The sequence below is a fragment of the Halocynthiibacter sp. C4 genome (assembly GCF_028823805.1).
In the GTDB taxonomy this organism is placed as follows: Bacteria; Pseudomonadota; Alphaproteobacteria; order Rhodobacterales; family Rhodobacteraceae; genus Falsihalocynthiibacter; species Falsihalocynthiibacter halioticoli.
On sequence record NZ_JAPEIE010000001.1, the window covers coordinates 492,982 to 509,284 of the forward strand.

General features: G+C 53.4%; 17 protein-coding genes. 6 read left to right on the top strand and 11 right to left on the bottom strand.

The features are described from left to right. Position 1: 1 nt before the first annotated feature. Entirely contained in the window at positions 2-1,015 is a 1,014-nt protein-coding gene (locus OU789_RS02435) for a hypothetical protein (protein ID WP_274652961.1), read from the bottom strand. Positions 1,016-1,552: 537 nt separating this feature from the next. Between OU789_RS02435 and OU789_RS02440 the strand changes: the two genes are divergently transcribed. Further along, positions 1,553-2,185 carry a Hint domain-containing protein gene (locus OU789_RS02440; protein ID WP_274652963.1) on the top strand — a complete coding sequence of 211 codons (633 nt, stop codon included), beginning with the start codon at positions 1,553-1,555 and terminating at the stop codon, positions 2,183-2,185. A gap of 70 nt (positions 2,186-2,255) precedes the next feature. Here the strand turns inward: OU789_RS02440 and OU789_RS02445 are convergent, their stop codons facing one another. The 8 genes from OU789_RS02445 to OU789_RS02480 all read right to left on the bottom strand — a co-directional run bounded on the left by OU789_RS02445 (position 2,256) and on the right by OU789_RS02480 (position 9,890). Next, a complete protein-coding gene (locus OU789_RS02445) occupies positions 2,256-4,457 on the bottom strand; it encodes a 3-hydroxyacyl-CoA dehydrogenase NAD-binding domain-containing protein (RefSeq protein ID WP_274652965.1) in 2,202 nt (733 codons plus the stop codon). Between the two features lie 43 nt (positions 4,458-4,500). Then, complete coding sequence (locus tag OU789_RS02450) at positions 4,501-4,971, bottom strand: cupin domain-containing protein (RefSeq protein ID WP_274652967.1); 471 nt, start codon at positions 4,969-4,971, stop codon at positions 4,501-4,503. A gap of 33 nt (positions 4,972-5,004) precedes the next feature. Then, complete coding sequence (locus OU789_RS02455; RefSeq protein ID WP_274652969.1) at positions 5,005-6,216, bottom strand: acetyl-CoA C-acetyltransferase; 1,212 nt, start codon at positions 6,214-6,216, stop codon at positions 5,005-5,007. Positions 6,217-6,231: 15 nt separating this feature from the next. Further along, the gene (locus OU789_RS02460) at positions 6,232-6,867 is read right to left on the bottom strand and encodes a glutathione S-transferase family protein (protein ID WP_274652971.1); all 636 of its coding nucleotides are present in this window, start codon (positions 6,865-6,867) and stop codon (positions 6,232-6,234) included. A 37-nt stretch (positions 6,868-6,904) separates the two neighbouring features. Continuing rightward, complete coding sequence (locus OU789_RS02465) at positions 6,905-7,117, bottom strand: hypothetical protein (protein ID WP_263954034.1); 213 nt, start codon at positions 7,115-7,117, stop codon at positions 6,905-6,907. A gap of 22 nt (positions 7,118-7,139) precedes the next feature. Further along, complete coding sequence (locus OU789_RS02470; protein ID WP_274652974.1) at positions 7,140-8,918, bottom strand: acyl-CoA dehydrogenase C-terminal domain-containing protein; 1,779 nt, start codon at positions 8,916-8,918, stop codon at positions 7,140-7,142. Positions 8,919-8,931: 13 nt separating this feature from the next. Continuing rightward, complete coding sequence (locus tag OU789_RS02475; protein WP_263954032.1) at positions 8,932-9,324, bottom strand: MerR family transcriptional regulator; 393 nt, start codon at positions 9,322-9,324, stop codon at positions 8,932-8,934. Between the two features lie 197 nt (positions 9,325-9,521). Further along, positions 9,522-9,890, bottom strand: coding sequence for a MerR family transcriptional regulator (locus OU789_RS02480; protein WP_274652977.1), 369 nt, complete (start codon positions 9,888-9,890; stop codon positions 9,522-9,524). A 133-nt stretch (positions 9,891-10,023) separates the two neighbouring features. Here OU789_RS02480 and OU789_RS02485 point away from each other — a divergent pair, with 133 nt between their 5' ends. From OU789_RS02485 to OU789_RS02495, 3 genes are read left to right on the top strand one after another with little or no spacing between them, the layout of a single operon-like run. Further along, positions 10,024-10,461 carry a PaaI family thioesterase gene (locus OU789_RS02485; protein WP_274652979.1) on the top strand — a complete coding sequence of 146 codons (438 nt, stop codon included), beginning with the start codon at positions 10,024-10,026 and terminating at the stop codon, positions 10,459-10,461. Beyond that, a complete protein-coding gene (locus OU789_RS02490; RefSeq protein ID WP_274652981.1) occupies positions 10,458-10,967 on the top strand; it encodes a PaaI family thioesterase in 510 nt (169 codons plus the stop codon). The genes OU789_RS02485 and OU789_RS02490 overlap by 4 nt, the downstream gene beginning before the upstream one ends. Further along, positions 10,960-12,285: an MATE family efflux transporter gene (locus OU789_RS02495; RefSeq protein ID WP_274652983.1), complete on the top strand. Its 1,326-nt coding sequence runs from the start codon at positions 10,960-10,962 to the stop codon at positions 12,283-12,285. The genes OU789_RS02490 and OU789_RS02495 overlap by 8 nt, the downstream gene beginning before the upstream one ends. Here the strand turns inward: OU789_RS02495 and OU789_RS02500 are convergent. Then, positions 12,282-13,343 carry a quinone-dependent dihydroorotate dehydrogenase gene (locus tag OU789_RS02500; protein ID WP_274652985.1) on the bottom strand — a complete coding sequence of 354 codons (1,062 nt, stop codon included), beginning with the start codon at positions 13,341-13,343 and terminating at the stop codon, positions 12,282-12,284. The genes OU789_RS02495 and OU789_RS02500 overlap by 4 nt on opposite strands. Then, positions 13,340-13,678, bottom strand: coding sequence for a DUF952 domain-containing protein (locus tag OU789_RS02505; protein WP_274652987.1), 339 nt, complete (start codon positions 13,676-13,678; stop codon positions 13,340-13,342). The genes OU789_RS02500 and OU789_RS02505 overlap by 4 nt, the downstream gene beginning before the upstream one ends. A 152-nt stretch (positions 13,679-13,830) precedes the next feature. Between OU789_RS02505 and OU789_RS02510 the strand changes: the two genes are divergently transcribed. Next, positions 13,831-15,408: a bifunctional metallophosphatase/5'-nucleotidase gene (locus OU789_RS02510; RefSeq protein WP_274652989.1), complete on the top strand. Its 1,578-nt coding sequence runs from the start codon at positions 13,831-13,833 to the stop codon at positions 15,406-15,408. Positions 15,409-15,507: 99 nt separating this feature from the next. Continuing rightward, positions 15,508-16,173, top strand: a complete 666-nt coding sequence (locus OU789_RS02515; RefSeq protein ID WP_274652991.1) for an SOS response-associated peptidase — start codon at positions 15,508-15,510, stop codon at positions 16,171-16,173. Positions 16,174-16,303 lie beyond the last annotated feature (130 nt).

Sequence of the window (16,303 nt, forward strand, 5' to 3'; positions counted from 1 at the left end):
GTTAACCCTGACAGATTTCCTGTAGCGCGACCCATTCTCCGTCGCTTAGGATCGGTACATAAGCCGTCATCGCGACTGGGTCCGCTTCAATCAGGTGCAGGGTTGTTTCGCCAGAGATATCAAGCGCATAGGCATAGGGCGTTGCTGGGATGTTGGCTGTACGGAACCGATCCAGCAACGGTTCGATGTGCGGCTCTTCCATCGGAAGTGTCAGAAGCGTCTCGGAGTAATCTGTGAGCGCTTCAACGGGTATCTGACCGGAAGTCAGGAAGCGCGCGGTGCTCGTGACGCCAGCGTCTGAAAACAACGCTACGAGCGGATCGTCTTGAGCGGCGCGCTGTTGCTCCGCGATAATATATCCCGCGACGACGTTCGGGTCTTCGGTGTCTTCAACAAGGCTGCTGTTCAAGAGGATAAATCCGCCAGGTAGGTGCTTTGTCGTCGCGACGCCGGAACGCACAACAATAAGTCGTTCGGTTTCTATTCCGAGACGGGCTGCTATTTGTGCCAAGGCCCGATTCGCTTCGGGTTGCGAACATACAGGCCCTGTAACGCGACGGATTTGCGTGAGAAGGCTTTCTCCGATCTCTGCACGTTTGATTTCCGGCGTTATGCGCGCAGCATACCCGACCAACGCCTGCGGAAGCCAAAACACGCTGAGCGCAATGACGGCGGTAAGTGAGGCGACTGTCAGAATTAACCGCAACCGCCCAGGCTGCGAGCGGCGGCGATCAATGGCGCGCTTCACACGTTCAATTGCGGTAACAACAAGCTCTTCGTCGATCTCAAGCGTTTCATCGCCATCGGCGCTCGGGGAAAAGACAGCAGGGTGTTCACCTGGATTCAGTCTGACAATTGCAGGAAGCGACCAATGCGCCAATGGTGTGTCTGCGTTTCCAGTTAGTACAAGCGTGGTGTCCCCAACGCTTACAATGACGCGCCTGAGTTGGGCATCTGGCGTTTCGCGCCACAGCCCTTCTGTTTCCAACCGTTCGTACTCGGAAAGTGCGGTCATTAATTTACTGCTCGGTTCTTATGAATATGGAGTGAGATTAGCGGAGCGCCCCTTCCGCAACAAGAACCAGTTCACATATGCGCCAATCGGCAATTGTGGTCGCGCAACTTTGCCTCAAGTTTACCCTACGTAGGGTTTTGCCATATTTGGTCAAAAAATTGGGTCAACCTACCGAAAAGGACAGGTCTTCTCATACAGATTCGCTCCAAATTGGCTCTTTCGGATAGAGTGCACCTGCCTAAAAGGACATGTCCGGACGGATAACGAACGAAATTCCACAAAATTTTCACCCAAAAAAGCCCGCTAAATGAACGAAAAATGTGCATTTTTTCCATTTCTCGGAGTCAATAACTCCTGTCTGCTCCTTTTGTCTTCTCACGGGAAACTCTGACAAATTTTTGCCCAAATCTCGACGCGATCTGAACGAAAGAATCAATCTAATTGGTTAAGTCGACGGCAAAAGCTGCCCGCACACAGCAGCAACGCCCGATGTAATGAAAACGGAGAACCCGAATGCTCGGACTTGGAAACGCAGTAATGAACAGAGTTAGGAAGGCTGCTGGTGCAGTTTCCGGCGCTAGTGATGCTGATCTGTGTTCCGTGAACAATCCGGGGATCATGTCAGGCACCAAAGTTGCGACGAGCCGGGGATGGAGCCCAGTTCAGAATATCACTGTTGGTGACAAGGTTCTGACGTTTGATGGTGGTTTGCAGGAAGTGCTTGCGATTACCCGCCAGAAATTCTCCGTTGATGAAAACTCATTCTTGTTGCGCGTTCCGGCAGAGGCGCTAGGCAACCGAGAAGAGATTTTTCTACTGCCATCGCAACATGTGATGGTCGAAAGCGATACAGCCGAAAATCTGTATGGCGACCCGTTCGTTTTGTTGCCCGCCTTGGCTCTCGAAGGCATTCGTGGCATCGAACGGTCCGCTCCGGAGCTTTGCCCCGAAGTGGTAACCTTGGAATTTGCGCGTGACGAAGTGGTTTTTGCCAATGTCGGCGCATTGTTTTTTTGCCCCAAAAGGCAAAAAGTGGACATCGTTCAGGTGGCAGGTGCAGATCAGCCTGCCTACGAGGCCCTGCCCATGTCTGAAGCCAAGAAATTGGCAAGTGCAATTGCTATGGAAGACGCCGCGGACCTGGTTGATGGGGGCCGTTTCGCCGCTTGAGCGCTCTAAAGCGATTTGATCTATTTAAGAACGGCGCGTTGATGCAGGGCAACGCGCCGTTTCTTCGTTTTTAAGCGGCTTTCTGGGAGCCAAAACGGCCATAGAATGTTTCGCCGTTTTTCGCCATTTCGCGCAGGAGTGCTGGTGTTGTGAACCGATCGCCGTGCTTTTCGGTAAGTGCATCACAAATCTCAACAGCGCGCTCAGCGCCGATGATATCGAGCCAGCTAAATGGACCACCGGACCAAGGCGCAAAGCCCCAGCCGAGGATCGCGCCCACGTCACCCTCGCGAATATCCATCAACACATTCTCCTCAAGCGCGCGAACGGCCTCAAGCACCTGTGTCATCAAAAGGCGATGCTGAACTTCGGTGAGTTCCGGCTGTGTTTCCGCATGCGGGTGTTTCTCTGCAAGCCCTTCCCAGAATCCTTGGCGTTTGCCTTTTTCGTCGTAGTTGTAGAACCCAGCCTTGGCTTTGCGACCAAGACGGCCCTCGTCAGCAAGCCAGAACAGCAAGTCTGAGGATGCGTGGTCGGTATAGTCGTCACCCATTGCTGCCATCGTAGCCTTGGCAATTTTTACGCCGAGGTCGATCGATGTTTCATCTGCAAGTTGGAGCGGACCAAGTGGCATGCCAACCAGCTTTGCGGCATTCTCAACCAGCGCCGGAGCAACACCCTCCGAAACCATCCGAATACCTTCGTTGAGGTAAGGGATAATGCAACGGTTGGCATAGAAGAACCGCGCGTCATTCACAACAATTGGCGTCTTGCGGATTTGACGCGTGTAGTCGAGCGCTTTCGCTACTGCGCGATCACCGGTTTCTGCGCCTTTGATGATTTCAACCAACAGCATTTTCTCGACTGGAGAGAAGAAGTGGATGCCGATAAAGCGATCTTGCGCCTTGCTGGCTTTGGCCAATTCGGTGATCGGCAGGGTAGACGTGTTGGTTGCGAAGATGCAGTCCTCAGAGATCACAGCTTCGACCTTTGCAGTCACATCGGCCTTAACCTTTGTGTCCTCGAAAACGGCTTCAATAATCAGATCACAGTCAGCAAGCGCGTTGTAGTCCGTGGTTGCTGTGATGCGCGATAGAAGGGCTTCTTTCTGCTCTTCTGTGGCTTTGCGACGGGAAATGCCTTTGTCCATGTAGGTTTCGGAATAGGCTTTGCCACGATCCGCAGCGGATTGGTCCTGATCGAGCAAGACAACTTCGATCCCTGCTTTGGCGGACACAAGCGCAATACCCGCGCCCATCATGCCAGCACCAAGAACGCCAACTTTCTTCACACGCTGGTCCGCCACATCTGCAGGGCGTACCGCGCCTTTTTCGAGCGCTTCTTTGTTGACGAAAAGGCTGCGGATCATTGCGCTGGAGCTTGGGTTCATCAGAACCGAAGTAAACCAGCGAGCCTCGATCTTGAGGGCGGTGTCAAACGGAACCAATGCACCTTCGTAAACAGCAGAGAGCAGAGCCTTGGCTGCTGGGTAAACGCCTTTGGTTTTGCTGTTTACCATGGCGGATGCACCAACGAACGTCATAAAGCCCGCAGGGTGGTAGGGCGCGCCACCTGGCATTTTGTATCCCTTGGCATCCCATGGTTTGAGAATATCGGCGTCAGTCGCCGAAAGAACCCACGCTTTGGCTTTCTCAAGCAATTCATCTGCAGGAACAACCTCGTCGATAATTCCGCCTGCTTTGGCCTTCTGCGGATCAGAGAGCTTGCCTTCGAGGAGGAAAGGACTTGCCGCCATCGCGCCGAGCTTGCGGGCAAGGCGTGTTGTACCGCCCGCACCAGGAAAAATACCGACCATGATTTCCGGCAAGCCAATTTTGGCCTTTGAATTGTCGGCCGCGAAAATGCGGTGGCACGAAAGAGGTAGTTCAAGACCGATGCCAAGTGCGGTGCCGGGGAGGGCTGCAGCGATTGGTTTGCCGCCTTTGTTTGTTTTCGGGTCCATGCCGGCGCGCTCGATTTTGCGCAGCACTTTGTGCATGTTCATTAGGCCGTCAAACAGGCCCTTGGCTGGATTGTCGCCGGCGTTGTCCTTCATGGATGCGATCACGTTGAGGTCCATGCCGCCTGCGAAGTCTGGCTTGCCCGAAGTGATAACGATACCTTTCACGGTGTCATCAGCAAGGGCTGCGTCTACGGCCTCGTCAAGTTCTTTGAACCCTTCAAGGTTCAATACGTTCATGGATTTTTCAGGAACGTCCCATGTGATGACGGCAACGCCGTTCTTGTCGGTTTTTGATGTGAAATCAGTCATTTATAGTCTCCCAAATCTGTGGAGTAGATCGGTGTTACGTGCGTTAGATATCGTCGGGCAGGGGGCTGCCGTCTTTGCGGGTGAAGCTGTTTTGGCCGTTCTTCCGCGTGTATTTCATGTCGATATCCGCGTAGAAGGCGGTTTCTTCGGGGGCAGATGTGCCAACAACAAGAAAGCGGGCTTCGGAGCCGGAGCGGTTGATGAAGCAATGCCCATTTGGGACGTTGGCGGGAAATGCGGCACAGTCACCTGCGCCCATCTCGGTTTCGCCTTCGTCCGTGACAAGCTGCACCACCCCTTCGGTTACCATTACGAATTCATCCTCGTTTACATGCCAATGGCGTAGCGAGGATTTCGCGCCCGGTTGAAGGATAATGAGGTTTGCGCCGAATTGTGTGAGGCCACCCGCCGCGCCAATCCGCAGCGAGGAACGTCCCTTCATTTCGCCCGCATGCCGACCGGGATAGATAGAGCCTGTGCGCTCTGGAATGTTATCAAGGTCGATTTTGCTCATAGTACCCTCCCGTTGTTGTGACTTTGCTCCCGCTTACATCCGCTCAATGATTGTGGCCGCGCCCATACCAGAGGCGATACAGAGCGTTGCAAGGCCAACCTCTTTGTCCTGACGCTCAAGCTCGTCGAGTAGGGTGCCGATGATAATCGCGCCGGTTGCACCGAGCGGGTGACCCATCGCGATTGAGCCGCCATTCGGGTTTACCACGGCTGGGTCAACGTCGAACCGTTGCATGAAGCGCAGAACCACAGAGGCAAAGGCTTCGTTCACTTCGAAGAGGTCAATGTCACTGATGTCCATGCCATTGTCGGCAAGGATTTTCTCGGTCACAGGGACTGGGCCGGTGAGCATAATGGTCGGATCAGTGCCGATTTTTGCGGTTGCACGGATACGCGCGCGCGGCTTGAGGCCGTATTTCTCGCCAAATTCCTTGTTGCCGATCAGTACAGCGGCTGCACCATCCACAATACCAGAAGAGTTCCCTGCGTGGTGGATGTGGTTGATCCGCTCAAGGTGCGGGTATTTCATCAGCGCGACGTTATCAAAGCCGGGCATCACTTCGCCCATTGCCTGAAAACTTGCGTTGAGCGCGCCGAGAGCCTGCATATCGGTACCAGGGCGCATGTATTCATCGTGGTCAAGAATGGTTAGGCCATTCTGGTCTTTGATCTCGACGATCGACTTTGCGAAGCGCTTGTCTTCCCACGCTTTTGCTGCGCGGCGCTGACTTTCAACGGCAAGCGCGTCGGCCTGATCGCGTGTGAAGCCGTATTCAGTCGCGATGATGTCCGCCGAAATGCCTTGCGGAACAAAATAGGTATTCATTGCAACAGATGGATCAACGGCAATCGCTGCGCCATCGCTGCCCATGGCAACGCGGCCCATCATTTCCACACCACCTGCGACATAGGCCATGCCTGAGCCACCTTTGATTTGGTTGGCCGCGAGATTCACGGCCTCCATGCCCGAAGCACAGAAGCGGTTGATCGAAAGGCCAGGAACCTGTTCGTCAAAATCGCTTGCCAAGACAGCAGTCCGCGCAAGACAGCCGCCTTGCTCTTTTACTTGGGTAACGTTGCCCCAGATCACATCTTCAATGGCCTTCGTATCAAGATCGTTCCGCTCTTTGACAGCGTTCAGAATCTGAGCCGAAAGGCGCACCGATGTAACCTCGTGCAAAGAGCCGTCCTTGCGGCCTTTGCCCCGTGGCGATCGCACTGCGTCATAGATATATGCTTCGGTCATGGGTTTGTCCTTTTCTTAGGCACGATCTGCCGGCGAACCGGGCATTAGATCGTAAGGGATTTTGTAGCCGGGCAGCGCCTCGATACGAGCGAGCCAGGCGTCAATGTTTGGCCAATCCGAGCGGGTAAAACCGAACGGCTCGGGATAGAAGAGATAGCTACAGCAGCTCAAGTCAGCAGCTGTGATTTCGTCGCCAACCAGCCAGTCTTTGCCTTCAAGGGCTGATTCCAACGTTTTCAACGCGGCTTGGGTACGGCCGGTTAGGAACGCGATCACCTCAGGGTTGCGCTTCTCTTCTGGTAGGAAGTTCATCATGAAACGCAGCGGGCCAAGCTGCGCACTAAGTTTATGGTTGTCCCATAGAACCCAGCGGAGAACTTCGCGTTTTTCTTCGGGCGTCTTGCCGCCGAATTTTCCTGTTTTTTCTGTTATATAATCAATGATGACGCCGGATTGAGAAAGCGAGAGATCGCCATCCACGATTGCGGGGCATTCCCCCATCGCATTGATTTTGAGGTATTCTGGGCTGCGCGCCTCTCCGTTGAAAAAATCAACGTATTTCGGCTCCCATTCTAGGCCAGACAACTCGAGTGCGAGTGCCGCTTTATAGGAGTGTCCGCTTTCACCGAAACAATAGAGTTGGATGGTCATTTTTTCTTATCCTTTAGTCATATGTCGTCGAGGCAACCTAACGCTTCCGCGCGTCAAGCTCCGAGTTGAACAGCCGCAACCGATGCGTCAGGTTGTCCTCGTCGATGACCGAGGTGAAATTCTCGAACAAGAAGCTCAGTGCCTCGCCTTCGTCTAATCCAGCCTCCGCTGCGAACCTTTTGAGGCGGCGATAACCATCCTCGGTCATTGCGCAGGGAAAGCGACGTGTCAGGCGAAAGCGTTTGGGCATGAGATCCTCCGAAAATTTCGGTCTAAAACTCCTCTGCGTCCAAAGCCATGACCGGAGCTCCACCGGTTTCAATGCGGGCAAGGTGCAGACGAGTGGCGGGCAGTTGCCGCGCCATGTAGTAGCGACCGGTTGCGATTTTCGCAGTGTAGAACTCTTTGTTGGAAGCGCCACCCTCAAGTGCGTCATGCGCAGCCTTTGCCATACGCGCCCACATCAGGCCGAGGCAAACATGGCCGAACATATGCATGAAGTCATAAGAGCCCGAGAGCGCATCATTCGGGTTCTTCATCCCGTTTTGCATAAAGAACATGCCAGCGGCCTGAAGGTCTTTTGACGCTTGCTTGAGTTGCGGGATGAAATCATCCTTAAGGGCAGGGTGCTCGGCGTTTTCCTTAAGGAAAGCTTTCACCATTTCAAAGAAGGCCATGACATGCTTGCCGCCATCTGTCGCGAGTTTGCGTCCTACAAGGTCGAGCGCCTGAACGCCGTTTGCACCTTCGTAGATCATGGTGATCCGAGCGTCGCGGGCAAACTGCGACATGCCCCATTCTTCGATATAGCCGTGGCCGCCATAGACTTGTTGTGCGTTTACAGCATTCTCAAAGCCCTTATCGGTGAGGAACCCTTTGATCACAGGGATCATCAGGCTTACGAGGCCTTCGGCGTCTTTGTCGTTAAGTTTGTGCCCTTGGTCGATGAGGGATGAACCCCAAAGAACAAATGCGCGTGCGCCTTCAACAAAAGACTTCTGGTCCATCAAGTTGCGGCGGATGTCTGGGTGTACGATCAGCGGATCAGCAGGGCCATCCGGATTTTTCGTTCCAGTCACGTCGCGGCCTTGCAAACGGTCCTTCGCATAAGCAAGCGCGTTTTCATAAGCGACTGCGGCTTGTGCATAGCCTTGAAGCCCAACGCCAAGTCGTGCTTCGTTCATCATGGTGAACATTGCGCGCATACCTTTGTGCATGTCGCCAAGCAGGTATCCGGTTGCGCCGTCGTAATCCATCACACAAGTCGAGTTGCCGTGGATGCCCATTTTTTCTTCGATCTTACCAACCGAGAGGCTGTTACGATCGCCAAGCGAGCCGTCTTCGTTCACGATGAATTTCGGTACGATAAAGAGCGAGATGCCCTTAACACCTTCGGGGCCACCAGGGATTTTGGCCAGAACGAGATGAATGATGTTCTCGCTCATGTCGTGGTCACCAGCCGAGATAAAGATCTTTTGGCCAGTGATTTTGTAGCTGCCGTCGTCCTGTGGCTCTGCTTTGGTGCGCATGAGACCCAGATCGGTGCCGCAATGCGGCTCTGTCAGGTTCATCGTGCCGGTCCAGTCGCAGCTTACCATTTTCGGCAAGTATGTTTGTTTCTGCTCGTCTGTACCGTGCGCATGGATCGCAGAATATGCGCCGTGTGTTAGGCCGGCGTACATGTTAAACGCCATGTTCGAGGAAACGAAGATTTCACCCACTGCTGTGCCGAGGATATAAGGCATGCCTTGGCCGCCATATTCCGGGTCGCAATCAAGCGCGGTCCAGCCGCCTTCCTTGAGCTGTTCGAAAGCTTCTTTGAAGCCGGTCGGCGTATACACAACACCGTTTTCAAGACGGCAGCCTTCAGTGTCACCAACTGCATTCAGCGGTGCAAGCACATCGCTTGCGATTTTGCCCGCTTCTTCAAGCACGGCGTTGGTGAGGTCTGATTCAAGCTCGTCATACCCCGGGATGTTGCTTTCGCTGACTTTGAGAACTTCGTGGAGGACAAAGTTCATATCCTGGATTGGGGCTGTGTATGTGGGCATTTCGTTGTCTCCCTTATTCGGCGGCGTGCCGTTTAAGCTCTGCGAGGCGCTCTTCGCCCCACTTTAGTTGCTGCCGTAAATCTTCGATTGCACCGGTAAGCTCGTCGCGTTGGCTGATCATGTCAGCAAGGCGCTCCTGAGCGAGCTCGTATGTGCGGTTTAGCTGGGTAAATTGCTGATCCCCCATGTCGTACAAATCAAGCAACTGGCGGATGTCTTCGAGGCTGAATCCAAAGCGTTTGCCTTGCAATATCAGCTTGAGGCGGGCGCGATCACGCTTGGTGAACAAGCGGCGTTGCCCTTCTCGGATCGGAAACAACAGTTCCTTGGCTTCGTAGAATCGCAATGTGCGTGGGGTCACATCAAAGGCGTCACACATTTCGCGGATGGTCATCACTTTAGACATTGTGGTGCTCTCCTTTTTGAATACGAATTGAGTGTGTTTGCCTTCCTGCTACTTTACAAGGAAAGTTGACGTTGACGTAAACGGAACGCTGCGTCATTTCTAAGTTGACGAAAGGTCAAGAAAGGTGACGCTAGGTCATACGCAATAAAAGTTCGCGAAATTTGCGTAAGCGCTGGCAGTGGACGCGGCGAAATCTGCTACTTTATGATCTTGGCAGCGTCCTCGCGGAGCTTTTCAAGATCTTCGATCGACTCAGCCAGTTCGTTCATCTGTTTGCGCAGTTCAACGAGTTGTCGATCTGCCATGTCGATCCATGCTTCAAGCTGCGGGCGTGTGCCCTTTTCTTCGTAGATCTGCAGCCATTGCCGGATTTCTTCAAGACTGAAGCCAAAGCGACGGCCACGAAGAATAAGAACCATCCGCGCAACTTCGCGTGGCGTGTAGAAACGGCTGCGGCCCTCTTTTTCTGGCTGCAGCAATTCAATGTACTCGTAATACCGCAGGGTTCGCGGCGTGACATCGAATTTCGCGCACATCTCTTTAAAACTGAGGCGTGTTTCTGACATATTGGTTCTCCTGATTTGGAGCTTAGGCATATCTGCGAATAGGTTCAATCAAAGGGTTGTGACGCCGTCGAAAAAAATGTTTGCTGATCAAAACGCCTGCTGCACCCTGCTGTCATGCAAGAGAGGGACCACCATGGATCAAGATCGCCAAAACCTCGCTCGCCAATTTATTGAGGCCATTCCATATGCAAAGGCGCTGGATTTGAGTCTTGAATCGATTGACGACGGTGTCGCTGTGATTTCGATGCCGTATGACGAGCGAATGGTGGGCGACCCCTCAACTGGAGTTATTCATGGGGGAGCGGTTTCAGCGCTTATGGATACATGTAGTGGGGCGGCAGTGATGTCGCATCCGACTATGGCGATTGCGACGGCAACAATTGATCTCAGGATCGACTATATGCGCAGCGCCACACCTGGACAGCGGATCAAAACGCGCGCGGAGTGCTATCATGTAACACGCAATGTTGCATTTGTTCGCGCAACAGCTTTTGACGATGACGAATCCAATCCGGTGGCGGCAGCAACCGGCGCCTTTACCGTTGAGCGCGCGAAGGAGGGCAAATCATGAGACGCCCTGCACCAGAACCAGTACAAGTCGTTAAACAGCGGCGTGACGCAGCCCTTGGCGCTTTGGTCAAAGGTTTGCCCTTTATCCAATTTCTCGGCGTCGAGTTTGATCGGCGCGGAGACGAACTTACGGCTATTCTGCCCTATTCCGAGAAATTGATTGGCAATCCGCTACTGCCCGCGCTGCATGGTGGGGCGACAGCTGGATTTCTTGAAATAACGGCGATTATTGGTCTGTCGTGGTCTTACATCTGGGATGATATCGAAAGTGGTAAAATCGATCCTACAACGGTAACGCCCGAGCGCCTGCCACGTATGCCGAAAACGATTGATTTCACGGTTGATTACTTACGCACCGGATTGCCGCGCGATGCTTACGCGCGGGCGCGGGTTAACCGCTCTGGGCGGCGATATGCGAGTGTTCATGTCGAAGCATGGCAAGATAATCGCGCGCGACTATTCGCTCAGGCTACAGGACACTTTTTGATGCCAGCCCGCGATGAATGAAGCCTCTCCAGAGATCACGCATCGTCGTGTTCTGAATATTTCAATTCCGATTGTTATCTCGAATGCCACTGTGCCGTTGCTCGGCATCGTCGATACGGGTGTTGTTGGCCAAATGGGCGAAGCCGCTCCGATCGGTGCTGTGGGGATCGGCGCAGTTATCCTTACGGCGATCTATTGGATTTTCGGGTTCCTGCGTATGGGAACAACCGGCTTGGCCGGACAGGCTATGGGCGCAAAGGACACCGAGGAAACAGTCGCGATATTAATCCGTGCGCTTCTTATCGCTTTGACTGCGGGCGTTGCGATTATCCTGTTCCAGATGCCGCTTTTTGCGGGGGCGTTCCTTGTGTCTCCTGCATCACCCGAGGTCGAAAGCCTCGCTCGGGAGTATATGCAGATACGGGTTTTCTCGGCGCCAGCCATGATTGCTCTTTATGGGCTTACCGGGTGGCTGATTGCGGCAGAGCGCACACGTGCGGTCTTGGCCATTCAGGTCGTTATGAACGGGCTGAATATTGTGCTCGATTTCGTTTTTGTTCTTGGATTTGACTGGGGAGTTCAGGGCGTAGCCTTCGCAACCTTCATCGCGGAGTGGAGCGGTTGTGCTCTTGCGCTTTGGTTTTGTCGCGCTGGCTTCAAAGGGACGGCGTGGCGCACCAAATCCAATATATTCGACCCGCAGAAACTCAAGCGGATGATGAGCGTCAATATAGATATCATGATCCGTTCTGTTCTCCTCCAAATGGTGTTTCTATCATTTATGTTCTTCGCGGCCGGACTCGGAGATGTGCCGCTTGCCGCAAATCAAATCTTGATGCAGTTTCTTATGGTTACAGCCTATGCGCTGGACGGGTTTGCCTTCGCGGTAGAGGCGCTTGTCGCGCAAGCGCTGGGTGCCAAATCGCGCGCGAATTTGCGTCGTGCGGTCGTTTTATGTTCGGGGTGGTCATTTGCGGTTTGCGTACTTCTAACACTCGCCTTTGCCATTTTCGGGACAACAATCATCGACCTAATGACGACGGCGGAACCTGTCCGTGCCGAAGCGCGGGTTTATCTGATCTATATGATCCTCGCGCCGCTAACCGGCCTTGGGTCTTGGATTTTGGATGGCGTATTTATTGGCGCGACCCGTACACGCGACATGCGCAACAAGATGTTTCAGTCAGCGATTGTTTATGTGCTCGCCGCGGCGATCCTTGTGCCAGTCTTTGGGAACCACGGGCTCTGGATGTCGCTCTTGATATCTTTTGTTGCCCGCGCGCTTACATTGGCCACGCGCTATCCCGCTCTAGAGCGCGGAGCGGAAGAAGCCGCCTAAAGCCAAGCGTCCCGATTGCTGCCAATTGCTTCCGCTACGGTCGCAAATCCGTTCTGTTCAAGAAGTTGGTCAAGTCCCTTGGCGATATCGGATACGAGCGAAAACCCTTGATAAACCAACGCGGAGTATAGTTGCACTGCCGAGCCGCCCGCTTGGATTTTTGCGAAAGCGTCTTGAGCGGACGATATCCCACCAACACCAACGAGTGGTATTTCACCGTTAGTGATCTTGGAGAGTTGAGCGAGAATACGTGTGCTTTTTTCAAACAGCGGCGCGCCAGATAATCCGCCGGCTTCATCCTGCCACTTGCTTGGAATACCGTCGCGCGACAGCGTTGTGTTGGTTGCGATGATAGCATCGATCCCAACAGATTTCGCAACCTCCGCAATTTCTGGGAGCTCGCTTTCACTAAGGTCAGGAGCAATTTTGAGCAGGACTTTTGCATTCGGGGCATGTTCGCCGCGCGCCGCAATGACACCGCTTAAAAGGCTATTCAGCGCCTCAGCCCCTTGAAGATCACGCAACTTCTCTGTGTTCGGTGAAGAAACGTTCACGGTAGCAAAATCCACATGTGGTCCACATGACCGCATCACCTGCACAAAATCATCCGCGCGGTTTTCACTGTCTTTGTTCGCACCAAGGTTGATGCCAACCGGCGTTATCGGACGCGCTGCGGCAAGCCGTTCAGCGATCGCATCTTGGCCTTGATTGTTGAAGCCGAAGCGGTTGATTACCGCTTTCTGTTCTGTCAGCCGAAACAGCCGTGGCTTTGGATTGCCAGCTTGGGCGCGCGGGGTGGCGGCGCCCACTTCGATGAAACCGAAGCCAGCCTTCGATAACGCGTTGACTACCTCAGCGTTTTTATCAAAACCCGCCGCGAGGCCAATCGGGTTAGCCATTTCCATACCGCAAAGATTTGTTGCGAGGCGCGTACCGCCAACGGGGGCACCGGGAAGTGGAACCAGTCCTTTTTTGAGCGCCGTAATGGAAAGGCCATGGGCCGTTTCGGGATCAAAGGAGTGAAGGGCTTTAAGCCCGACGCGCTCAAGTATGTTCATGGGATCTCATCCGGAAAAAGATGCACGCCATCCAGCTCTTTTAAGGGCGCATGGTGGACGACTTCAGAGAGTTTCAGCTTACGATAAAGATGGGGGAATTTGTCTCCACCCCGGCTCACTTCCCACTTCAGATCATCGCCTAAAGATTCAGTGTCCACGGCCGCAAGGACGAGGCCGGGGATATCGGCAAAATGCTTGGCCACGGTTTCGCGGAGCTGCTCGGCGGTAGAGAAGTGAATAAACCCATCAGAGCGGTCAATCGGCGCGCCCACTGTTTCGCCGGTACCGGCAAGTGCGTTCCATTCTCGAACGCGGAAAACTTTGTAAATCAGCATAGCGAAGGGTTTGCCCTCTGCCAAAGATATGGTCAAGCCCCGCACGTCATTTGAGCATTACAAATGAACTCTATCTCCAGAGCGCGGAACCTTTGACTCTTTGGTCGAATTTCTCCAAGCTGCTTTAATAAAACAACAATGGGAGTGTTTAGATGTTTGCCCGATATTTCACGTCCGCCGCCGTACTGGCTTTGTCTGCTGGTGCAGCAATCGCGGATTACTCACTGACAATTCTTCATACCAACGATTTCCACGCGCGTTTCGAGCCGATCAGCAAATATGATTCCGGCTGCTCCGCTGAGGATAACACCGAAGGAAAATGTTTTGGTGGTTCTGCTCGTCTGGTAACTGCCGTAAATGACGCACGCGCACGTTCGGACAACAGCATCCTTGTAGATGGCGGCGACCAATTCCAAGGCACGCTGTTCTATACCTATTATAAAGGGAAACTCGCTGCCGAGATGATGAACAAACTCGGTTACGACGCAATGACAGTCGGCAACCATGAGTTCGACGACGGCCCTGAAGTTCTGGCCGGATTCATGGATGCTGTGGAATTTCCTGTTTTGATGTCGAACGCCGATGTTTCTCAGGAACCAGCACTTGCCGGTAAATTGCCGAAATCGACTGTGATCGAGAAAAATGGCGAGAAGATCGGCCTCATCGGCCTGACGCCGCTTGATACGTCGGAGCTTTCAAGCCCCGGTGACAACGTGATTTTCACCGATCCGGTAGACGCCGTACAGGGCGAAGTTGACAAGCTGACCGAAGAGGGCGTGAACAAGATCATCGTTCTCTCGCACTCCGGTTATAACATTGACCAAAAAGTTGCCGCCGAAACCACTGGCGTTGACGTGATTGTTGGTGGCCACACAAATACGCTGCTGTCCAATACGAATGATCGCGCCGAAGGGCCATATCCGACAATGGTTGGCAATACGGCAATCGTCTCGGCTTATGCCTACGGCAAGTTCCTTGGCGAATTGAACGTGACATTCAACGACGCTGGCGAGATTGTTGAAGCAGTGGGCGAGCCGCTGTTGAACGATGCATCCGTATCTGAGGATTCCGACACTGTTGCGCGGATCATGGAAGCGGCGAAACCGCTTGATGAAATCCGCAACAAGGTCGTTGCAGAAGCCGCAGAAGCGATTGACGGTGCGCGTGAAAACTGCCGAACACAGGAATGCCAGATGGGTAATCTCGTTGCCGATGCGATGCTTGCCCGCGTGAAGGATCAAGGCATTCAGGTTGCTCTTGCTAACGGTGGTGGTCTCCGTGCCAGCATTGATGCCGGTGAAGTTACAATGGGAGAGGTTTATACCGTGCTTCCATTCCAGAATACTCTAGCGACATTCCAGGTTACTGGCGCTGTGCTTAAAGAGGCTCTGGAAAATGCCGTGTTGCAATATGACGACGAGTCCAAAGACGGCCGGTTTGCACAGGTGTCGGGCATGAAATTCACAATCACTGGTTCGGAATCAACTGGGAACCGGATTAGTGACGTGATGATCGATATGGGCTCCGGTTTTGAGCCGCTTGATCCTGAGAAAACTTATGGCGTCGTTTCAAACAACTTTGTTCGCAGCGGAGGAGATGGCTATAGCATGTTCCGCGACGCAATGAACGCCTATGACTTTGGGCCTGACCTTGCCGAAGTGGTTGCAGAATACCTTGCGGCGGCAGGGCCATATAAGCCTTATCTCGACGGTCGCATCACAGTAAAATAAGCGTCTCTGGCGCAGCGATTTGCAAAACATGAGATGGGGCGCTTCCTTGGTGGAGCGCCCTTTCTGTTTCGGGCCAATTTAAGTTTCGGAGGATACGACATGTGTGGGCGGCTGGCTGTTACTTTGCCGAATGATGCAATGGCGCAAATCTTTGCCGCGTCACCTGCGAATAATCTTCCTGCTGTTCCAAATTTTAATGTCTGTCCGACCGTGAACATTCATGCGGTATTTAACGAGGGCGAAGGGCGAAAGCTTGTGCCGATGCGCTGGGGTTTCCTTCCTCACTGGTACAAAAAGCTGAATGATGGCCCGCTATTAATCAACGCTCGCGCCGAGACCATTGCGGAGAAGCCAGCATTTCGAGCGGCCTGTCGCGAGCGGCGTTGCTTAATTCCAGCGACAGGGTTTTATGAATGGACCAAAACCGAAGAGGGCGCGCGGCTGCCTTGGTACATCACGCCGAAGGATGGCGAACCCTGTGTGTTTGCCGGAATTTGGCAAGATTGGGAGAAAGAGGGCGAGCGAATAAGGTCAGTTGCGATTGTTACAACAGGCGCCAACGAAATGATGTCAAACATACACAAACGGATGCCGGTTTCTCTCGCACCTAACGAGTGGGGTCTTTGGCTCGGTGAAGACGGTAAAGGTGCTGCGCAGCTAATGGTTCCTGCACCAGAAGACAGATTTCAAGCCCACCGCGTTGACCCGAAAGTAAACTCAAACAGAGCAAGCGGCCCTGAGTTGATCGAACCCATCGAGGACTAAACGTTGGGTCATGCGCCATTTTTTGCCCATCGCTGCGATGTTTTGGGCGAAAAACCGTTCTTTCACTGTGCGGTAAATGACTACCCTTCCGTTCTTCGCGCAATTGAGATGAGAGTATCCTTGTAAAATG